Annotated in this window: 6 protein-coding genes and 1 pseudogene; 3 read left to right on the top strand and 4 right to left on the bottom strand. The window is 72.3% G+C overall.

Annotated elements, in window-relative coordinates; translation table 11 throughout:
* Window positions 1-41: 41 nt before the first annotated feature.
* Window positions 42-995, bottom strand: coding sequence for an ROK family protein (locus tag ADL12_RS04215; RefSeq protein ID WP_062698600.1), 954 nt, complete (start codon window positions 993-995; stop codon window positions 42-44).
* 169 nt (window positions 996-1,164) lie between these two features.
* Between ADL12_RS04215 and ADL12_RS04210 the strand changes: the two genes are divergently transcribed.
* Window positions 1,165-2,259, top strand: a complete 1,095-nt coding sequence (locus ADL12_RS04210; protein ID WP_208614467.1) for a LacI family DNA-binding transcriptional regulator — start codon at window positions 1,165-1,167, stop codon at window positions 2,257-2,259.
* Window positions 2,260-2,266: 7 nt separating this feature from the next.
* Complete coding sequence (locus ADL12_RS04205) at window positions 2,267-3,061, top strand: hypothetical protein (protein WP_062698593.1); 795 nt, start codon at window positions 2,267-2,269, stop codon at window positions 3,059-3,061.
* Here the strand turns inward: ADL12_RS04205 and ADL12_RS04200 are convergent.
* Together ADL12_RS04200 and ADL12_RS04195 are read right to left on the bottom strand one after the other, a co-directional pair.
* Complete coding sequence (locus tag ADL12_RS04200) at window positions 3,007-5,085, bottom strand: serine/threonine-protein kinase (RefSeq protein WP_062698592.1); 2,079 nt, start codon at window positions 5,083-5,085, stop codon at window positions 3,007-3,009. The genes ADL12_RS04205 and ADL12_RS04200 overlap by 55 nt on opposite strands.
* A gap of 104 nt (window positions 5,086-5,189) precedes the next feature.
* Window positions 5,190-6,494 carry a DUF6986 family protein gene (locus ADL12_RS04195; RefSeq protein WP_062698591.1) on the bottom strand — a complete coding sequence of 435 codons (1,305 nt, stop codon included), beginning with the start codon at window positions 6,492-6,494 and terminating at the stop codon, window positions 5,190-5,192.
* Between the two features lie 205 nt (window positions 6,495-6,699).
* On the opposite strand from ADL12_RS04195, the pseudogene ADL12_RS04190 reads away from it, so the two are divergent.
* Window positions 6,700-7,607 (top strand): annotated as a pseudogene (locus ADL12_RS04190) (endonuclease/exonuclease/phosphatase family protein).
* Between the two features lie 75 nt (window positions 7,608-7,682).
* Here the strand turns inward: ADL12_RS04190 and ADL12_RS04185 are convergent.
* On the bottom strand, window positions 7,683-8,645 hold the full coding sequence (locus tag ADL12_RS04185; protein ID WP_062698590.1) for an electron transfer flavoprotein subunit alpha/FixB family protein: 963 nt from the start codon (window positions 8,643-8,645) through the stop codon (window positions 7,683-7,685).
* Window positions 8,646-8,653 lie beyond the last annotated feature (8 nt).

Here is an 8,653-nt window from a genome sequence, read left to right as displayed (position 1 = left end):
CCACTCCACCGAGTGAACGTTCCTGCCCCACCCGCGCCCCCTCACACCCCCGCCGCAGTCGCGTCCGTCTTCCCGGCGAGCGCGGCCGCGGCGGCGCCGACCAGGCCGGCGTCCGTTCCCATCTGGGCCGGCGTGATCGTCAGGCGCTGGACGAAGGACAGGGTGGCGTAGTCGCAGAGCGCCTTGCGCAGCGGTGTGAAGAGGACGTCGCCCGCCTTGCCCACTCCCCCGCCGATGACGGCGATGTCGATCTCGACGAGGGTCGCGGTGGCCGCGATCCCGGCGGCCAGGGCCTGCGCGGCGCGCTCGAAGGAGGCCACGGCGACGGGGTCGCCGTCCCGTGCGGCGGCGGCCACCGCGGCCGCGGACGTGTCGCCGTCCGGGCCGGGCCGCCAGCCGTTCTCGAGGGCCCGCCGGGCGATGTTGGGCCCGCTCGCGATGCGCTCCACGCAGCCGCGCGAACCGCACGGGCACGGGTCGCCGTCGAGGTCGACGCTGATGTGGCCGATGTGGCCGGCGTTGCCGGTGGGGCCGGGGTGGAGCCGGCCGTTCAGCACCAGACCGCCGCCGACACCGGTGGAGACGACCATGCAGAGCGCGTTGTCGTGTCCCCGGGCGGCTCCCTGCCAGTGCTCCGCCGCCGTGATGGCCACGCCGTCGCCGATCAGCTCCACGGGCAGGCCGCCGGCCGCTTCCCGGACGCGCCGGACCAGCGGATAGTCGCGCCAGCCGGGCACGTTCACCGGACTCACCGTGCCCGCGGAGGCGTCCACCGGTCCCGCGCTGCCGATGCCGAGGGCGGTGGCGCGCTCCCACAGGGGCGATGCGGTGAGCTCACCGACGACCTCCTCGACGGCCCGCATCACTGTCTCGCCGTCCTCCCGCGCCGGCGTCGCGCGCTGGGCCCGGACCGCGATCGTGCCGTGGCCGTCCACCAGCGCTCCGGCGATCTTGGTGCCGCCGATGTCGAGCGCAGCCACGAGGTCGGTGTGCATCAGTGTCAGTTCTCCCCGTCAACCATTCGGATCTCCCCGTCAACCACGGGAAATGGGCGAGCCGGTCTCGCGGTGGGGGCGCAGGCCGGAGATTGCGGTGGACAGTGTCCCCTGGATCTGACAACGTTGTCCAGGGTCTATTGTCGACGCCACATCCTCATACAAACCCATGGACCGACGCATCCCCGTGGACGACAGGACAGGACACCGCATCGTGCCCGAGACCATCCGCCGATCCGACCGTCTCTCCGAGAACCGCTACGGCAACCGTCCGACCATGAAGGACGTCGCGGCGCGTGCCGGAGTCGGCCTGAAGACCGTCTCGCGCGTGGTCAACGGGGAGCCGGGCGTCACGCCGGAGACGGAGCGCCGCGTCCAGGAGGCCATCGACGCGCTGGGCTTCCGCCGCAACGACAGCGCGCGGGTGCTGCGCAAGGGCCGTACGGCGAGCATCGGCCTGGTCCTGGAGGATCTCGCGGACCCCTTCTACGGCCCGCTCAGCCGGGCGGTCGAGGAGGTGGCGCGGGCGCATGGCGCGCTGCTCATCAACGGCTCCAGCGCCGAGGACCCGGACCGCGAGCAGGAACTGGCGCTGGCGCTGTGCGCGCGGCGGGTGGACGGGCTGGTGATCATTCCGGCCGGTGACGACCACCGGTACCTGGAACCCGAGCTCAAGGCGGGCGTCGCGACGGTCTTCGTCGACCGACCGGCCGGGAAGATCGACGCCGACTGCGTCCTGTCCGACAACTACGGCGGCGCCCGTGACGGCGTCGCCCATCTCATCGCCCACGGCCACCGCCGGATCGGCTTCATCGGCGACATGCCCCGCATCCACACGGCCGCCGAGCGGCTGCGCGGCTATCGGGCCGCCATGGAGGACGCGGGCATACCGGTGGAGGACTCCTGGATGTCCCTGGGCGTCACCGACCCGGAGCGGGTGCGCCGGGCGGCCGAGGAGATGCTCACCGGCCCCTCCCCCGTCACCGCGATCTTCGCGGGCAACAACCGGGTGACGGTCACCGTGATCCGTGTCCTGGCCGAGCAGACCCGCCACGTCGCCCTCGTCGGCTTCGACGACATCGAACTCGCCGACCTGCTGCAGCCGGGTGTCACCGTCGTCGCCCAGGACGCGGCGGCGATCGGCCGTACCGCCGCCGAGCGCCTGTTCCGCCAGCTGGACGGCACCCTGGTCACCCCGGAGCGCATCGAGCTGCCGACGCGGCTCATCACCCGCGGCTCGGGCGAGCTGCCGCCGGCGGACTGAGCGGCCCGTGGAGGACCGCACACTCGAGGCGCAGGGCCTGGCCGAGGCGCCGCGCGAGCATCCCCTGCTCTACCCGGGCGCGTGGCCCGAGGACTCCGGCCTCCTCGACGGGAACCGACTGCTGCCCCTGGACCGCCTGGTGTACGACGACCGAACGCCCGTGCTCGCGGTCGGCTCCAACGCCTGTCCCGGCCAACTCCGGCACAAGATGGCCGAGTTCGGGATCACGGCTCCCATCCCGATGGTGAAGGCACAGGTCACGGGCATCGAGGTCGGCGTCTCCGCGCATGTGAGCCGCATGGGATACGTGTCGGCCTCCCCCTTCAACGCACCCGCTGTCGTACGGGAGTTGTTCCTCACCTGGCTCGATGCCGAGCAGTTGGCGGTCATCGACGCGAGCGAGGGCGTGCCGCTGCCGAACGGCAACTACAGCCGCGGCTGGCTGGCCGCGCCCGACGTCCGGATCACCCTGGCGGACGGCACGACGCTCCCGGGTGCCTTCGCGTACGTCAACCGCCACGGGGTGCTCCACGACGGGAACGGCGGGCCCCGCACCCACCCGGGCCAGCGGGCCCTGCTCACCGAACTCCTCGGGACGTCGGCCCGCTTACGGGAGCTGTTCGGTGTCACGCCCGAGGAGTTCGTCGCGCGGGCGCGTGCCGACGCGCTGCTGTGTGAGCGGGGCACCCGGCTCTTGGCGGAGGAGAAGCTGGTGACGGTCTCCGGTCTGGAGAAGTACGTACGGCTTCAGCAGACCGGGAGTCCGGGCACCGGCTCGTCGTTGTTGCCGCCCTCGATGTAGACGTCGCTGATGAAGACGTTGGTGTTGCCGCTGTCGTCGTCCGTCTTGGCCCACCAGACGTTGGTCCACTCGCCGTATGTCTCGCGGCGGCCCAGGTTCTGCTGGCAGTAGAAGTAGTTGGTGCCCGCGTTGAGGACGCCGACCTCGGTGCCGGAGGCGGTGTAGGACTTGGCTTGCTTCCAGACCTGGCAGTTGTACTTGCCGCCGCCGATGGAGGAGCAGGACGCGGTAGGTGTGCTGCCGCCCCCGCCCGTGGTTCCGCCGCCGGTCGTACCGCCGTCTCCGGAACCGCCGCCCGTGGTACCGCCGCTGGTGCCGCCGCCGTCCGAGGTCTTGGTCGGGGACGAGGTGGTGGGCCGATCGTCTGGCTCGGCCTCCGCCGTGCGGCTCGGGGTCTTGGTGGCGCCGGGGGTCTTCTCGTCGTCGTCTTTGTCGGTGAGGCCGGAGCCGCCGGACCGATCGGCGTCGGGGCTGCCGGTCGCCGGAGCGGACGCGCCCTCGGAGGTGGCGGACGACGTGGCCTGCGCCTCGGCCTTGGCGTCGCCCTTGTCGTTCAGCAGGGCGACCGCGCCTCCGGCTGCCGCGAGGACGACCGTCACGGCGGCTGCGGCGAGCAGGGCCCGGCCCTTGCGCCGGGTGGGCGTGGTGGAGGACGTGACCATGGGGCCGGTGGCTTCCGGGCCCTGCGGCGGTGGGGTGGGGTTGCCGAAGGCGTGCGGGGCGGACGGCATCGGGGCACTGCCGTACGGCGATGCGGACGGCTGCGCCGGGGTGCCGTGTCCGTGGACGGCCGAGCCGGGGTGGCCGACGGCGCCGAAGCCGCCCTGTGCCGGCGGCGTGCCTTGTCCAGGAGTGGCGGGCCCTTGCGCTCCCTGCACGGCCTGTCCGGCAGGCGTGAAGCGCGGCGCCCCGGGCAGGTCCGACGCAGGCACACCCTGCCCCGGCGTGTCCGAGCCCTGAGGGCCCGGCGCACCTTGCCCCTGGCCGCCGACTGCCTGCCCGGCAGGGCCTGTCGGCCCCGGTGAACCGAATCCCGGTCCGTGCGGACCCGCTGCCTCCGGTGGGCCGCCGGCCGGCGGCGCCGACGGAACGCTGAGCTCCGTCGCCTCCCGCGCGGGCCCGGCGCCCGTCGGCCCCCGCAGCGCGGCCGTCTGCGAGTCCGTGTCGCCCGACTCCGCCACTGCCTGCAGGAGTGCCCGCGCCTCGTCGGCCTCGGGGCGAGACTCGGGTCGCTTGTCCATCAGCCGTTGCAGGACGGGGCCGAGCGGCCCGGCGCGGTGAGGCTCCGGCAGTGGTTCGGTGACGATCGCGGTGAGCGTGGAGAACGTCGACGTACGGCGGAAGGGCGCCGAGCCCTCGACGGCCGCGTACAGCGTGGCGCCCAGGGCCCATATGTCGGAGGCAGGGCCCGGTTCGACGCCCTGGGCGCGCTCGGGGGCCAAGTAGTCGAGGGAACCGACGAGTGCGCCGCTGTGGGTGAGGCGGGTGGCCTCGCCGTCGCCCGGGTCCTCCATGGCGGCGATGCCGAAGTCGGTCAGGACCACGCGGCCGGAACGGTCGAGCAGGATGTTGCCCGGCTTCACGTCACGGTGCAGGACGCCGACCTCGTGGGCGGCGGTCAGCGCCTCCATGACCTTGGCGCCGATGCCGGCCGCCTCGCGCGGGTCGAGGGTGCCGCGCTCGCGCAGCACGTCGTCCAGGGACGGACCGTCGACCAGCTCCATGACGATCAGCGGGCGTCCGTCGACCTCGGTGACGTCGTGCACCGCCACGACTCCGGGATGCCGCACCCGGGCCGCGGCCCGGGCCTCGCGTTGCATTCGCAGCCGCAGATCCGCGAGTTCGGGACCGTCGGCATCGGTGTAGGTGCGCAGCTCCTTGACGGCGACCTCGCGGCCGAGGACCTCGTCGAGGGCCCGCCAGACCACGCCCATGCCACCGCGCCCGAGCTGCGCCACGACGCGATAGCGCCCGGCCAGCAGCCGACCGGCCTCGTCCGCCTGTCCGTACTCCCCCGAAGACACCGCTGCCCCGTTCCTGTGACACCTGTGGCTGGTCAATGCGTGGCGTACAGACTACGGGGCAGGGGTGACAACGCCATCGGGTGGTTGCGACTGTGACCGGCCCGCTACTTGGCGGAGACCGTCAGGTCGCCGCGCCGGGGCGCCGCGAATCCCTCCAGATCGGCACGGGTCAGACCGGTCAGCCGGGCGACCTCGGCGATGTCGAGGGCGCCGCAGTCCAGGCCGCGCAGCAGATAGCCGCTGAGGGCCTTGGCGGTGGCGGGCTCGTCCATGACGTCGCCGCCGAAGCGGCCCGCGTACCGGGCGAGACGGGCCGCCGCCTGCTCGAAGCCCTCGCGATAGAAGGCGAAGACGGCCGCGTACCGGGTCGGGATGTGGCCGGGGTGCATGTCCCAGCCCTGGTAGTAGGCGCGGCCCAGGGCGCGGCGGGTGAGGCCGTAGTGCAGTCGCCAGGCGTCGTGGACCTTGGCGGTCGGGCCGACCGGCAGGACGTTCGTCGAGCCGTCGGAGACGCGTACGCCGGTGCCCGCCGCCGCGACCTGCATGATCGCCTTGGCGTGGTCGGCGGCCGGGTGGTCGCTGGCCTGGTAGGCGGCGGAGACGCCGAGGCAGGCGCTGTAGTCGAAGGTGCCGTAGTGCAGGCCCGTGGCGCGGCCCTCGGCGGCCTGGATCATCCGGGCGACGGTGGCGGTGCCGTCGGTGGCGAGGATGGACTGGCTGGTCTCGATCTGGATCTCGAAGCCGATCCTGCCGGGCTCCACCCCGCGCGCCTTCTCGAACTCCTCCAGGAGCCGGACCATCGCGGTGACCTGCTCGGAGTACGTCACCTTCGGCAGCGTGAGCACCAGCCCGTCGGGCAGGCCGCCGGCCTCCATCAGGCCGGTGAGGAAGATGTCGAGGGTGCGGATGCCCCGGTCCCGTACGGGCGCCTCCATGCACTTCATGCGGATGCCCATGTACGGGGCCGCCGTGCCGTTCTCGTACGCCTGGGCGATCAGCCGTGCCGCGCGGGCGGCCGCCTCGTCCTCCTCGGCGTCCGGGCGGGGGCCGTAGCCGTCCTCGAAGTCGACGCGCAGGTCCTCGATGGGCTCACGCTCCAGCTTGGCGCGCACGCGCGCGTAGACGGGCTCGGCGAGTTCGTCGGACAGGCCGAGGACGGCGGCGAAGGACGCGGCGTCCGGGGCGTGTTCGTCGAGGAGTGCGAGGGCCTGGTCGCCCCAGGAGCGGACGGTGTCGGCGGCGAAGACGTCGCCGGGGACGTAGACGGTGTGCACGGGCTGGCGGGTGCCCGGGTCTCCCGGGTAGCGGCGCTCCAGTTCGGCGTCGACCGGCGCGAGGGAGGCGCTGATCTCCTCGCTGACGGCGCCCGCGAGGCTCGTCGCCACCTTCTCCTGCTGGCCCTGACCCATCCCACATCCTCCTGATTTCCGCCATACGAAATCAACATTCCGTAGAACGAAGCTATCCGGGGACCTTCCTCCTGGTCAACACCGTGTCCACGGGGAGTCACTCCACCATCTCGCCATGTTCACGCCCATCTCAGGACGCGGTATCACACTTCCATACGCACGCCCCGCACGACTCGTCCGGCCGTTCCCACCGAAGGAGCCCGAAGTGCCGAACCACAGCCGAGTCACGCGCCGTCTGGGCCTGAAGGCCGCGTTAGCCGCGGCGGTCACCGCACCTCTCTCCAGTACAGCACTGCCGACGTCGTCCGCCTCGGCCGGTGAACGTCCGGCCCGCCGGCACCTCCAGGCCATGTCCTTCAACCTGCGCTTCGCGAGCACCACCGAGCCCAACAGCTGGGCCGTGCGCAGACCGGTGATGCGCGAGCTGCTGCGTCAGGAGGCCCCGCACGTCATCGGCACCCAGGAGGGCGTGTTCTCGCAGCTGCTCGACATCGACTCCGACCTCGGCCCGCACTACGACTGGGTGGGCACCGGCCGACTGCACGGCAGCAGCGACGAATCCATGGCGATCTTCTACGACTCCCGTCGCCTGCGCCCGACCGGGTACGACCACTTCTGGCTCTCCGACACCCCGAGTGTGATCGGCTCCAACACCTGGGGGCGACCTTCGCCCGCATGGTCACCTGGGTCCGCTTCCGCGATCTGGCCGACGGCGGACGGGAGTTCTACGTCCTCAACACCCACTTCGACCATGCGAGCCAGTACGCGCGCGAGCGCAGCGCCTCGCTCATCGCCGAGCGGATCGCCGGGTTCGACCGCTCCCTGCCGGTCGTGGTGACCGGGGACTTCAATGTCGCCGCCCACAAGAACGCGGTGTACGACACTCTGCTCGGCGCCGGCCTCGTCGACACCTGGGACACCGCACGCGAGCGCAGCGCGCTGTACGCGACCTTCCACGGCTACAAGCCGCTGACGCCGCACGGCGACCGCATCGACTGGATCCTGTCCACCCCCGGCGTGACGGCGCACCGGGCGGCGATCAACACGTTCTCCGACGACGGCCAGTTCCCGAGCGACCACCTGCCCGTGCAGGCCTTCCTGAGCCTGGCATGACCTGAGCCCGGCATGAGACGAGGCCCCCGTGACCGTCGACACGGTCACGGGGGCCTCGTTCAGCCCGGGGTGGGATCAGCCCTTGCGGGTCTTGATCTCCTCGGTCAGCGCCGGGACGACGTCGAACAGGTCGCCGACGACGCCGTAGTCGACCAGGTCGAAGATCGGGGCCTCGGCGTCCTTGTTGATCGCCACGATCGTCTTCGAGGTCTGCATACCGGCGCGGTGCTGGATGGCGCCGGAGATGCCGGAGGCGATGTACAGCTGCGGCGAGACCGACTTGCCGGTCTGGCCGACCTGGTTGGTGTGCGGGTACCAGCCCGCGTCCACCGCGGCACGCGAGGCACCGACGGCCGCACCGAGCGAGTCGGCGAGGGCCTCGATGATCGCGAAGTTCTCCGCGCCGTTGACGCCACGGCCACCGGAGACCACGATCGCGGCCTCGGTCAGCTCCGGACGACCGGTCGACTCACGCGGCGTGCGGCCGGTGACCTTGGTGCCGGTGGCCTGCGCGGAGAAGGTGACGGACAGGGCCTCGACCGCGCCGGCGGCCGGGGCGGCCTCCACGGCGGCCGAGTTCGGCTTGACCGTGATGACCGGGGTGCCCTTGGAGACACGGGACTTGGTGGTGAAGGAAGCGGCGAACACCGACTGGGTGGCCACCGGGCCCTCGTCGCCGGCCTCCAGGTCGACGGCGTCGGTGATGATGCCGGAGCCGATGCGCAGCGCCAGACGCGCGGCGATCTCCTTGCCCTCCGCGGAGGACGGAACCAGGACGGCGGCCGGGGAGACGGCCTCGACCGCGGCCTGCAGGGCCTCGACCTTCGGGACGACCAGGTAGTCGGCGTACTCTGACGCCTCGTGGGTGAGGACCTTGACCGCGCCGTGCTCGGCGAGCGTGGCGGCGGTGTCGGCGGCGCCGTTGCCCAGCGCGACGGCCACGGGCTCGCCGATGCGGCGGGCCAGGGTCAGCAGCTCCAGGGTGGGCTTGCGGACGGCACCGTCCACGTGGTCGACGTAGACGAGAACTTCAGCCATGGGAATGC

The sequence above is a fragment of the Streptomyces regalis genome (assembly GCF_001509475.1).
GTDB lineage: Bacteria > Actinomycetota > Actinomycetes > Streptomycetales > Streptomycetaceae > Streptomyces > Streptomyces regalis.
This window is presented reverse-complemented; position numbering and strand designations above follow the sequence as displayed.

What these genes read in the sequence shown, in the direction of transcription:
- ADL12_RS04215 (WP_062698600.1), bottom strand. Translation starts at nt 995, where the DNA reads ATGCACACCGACCTCGTGGCTGCGCTCGACATCGGCGGCACCAAGATC.
- ADL12_RS04210 (WP_208614467.1), top strand. Translation starts at nt 1,165, where the DNA reads ATGGACCGACGCATCCCCGTGGACGACAGGACAGGACACCGCATCGTG.
- ADL12_RS04195 (WP_062698591.1), bottom strand. Translation starts at nt 6,494, where the DNA reads ATGGGTCAGGGCCAGCAGGAGAAGGTGGCGACGAGCCTCGCGGGCGCC.
- ADL12_RS04185 (WP_062698590.1), bottom strand. Translation starts at nt 8,645, where the DNA reads ATGGCTGAAGTTCTCGTCTACGTCGACCACGTGGACGGTGCCGTCCGC.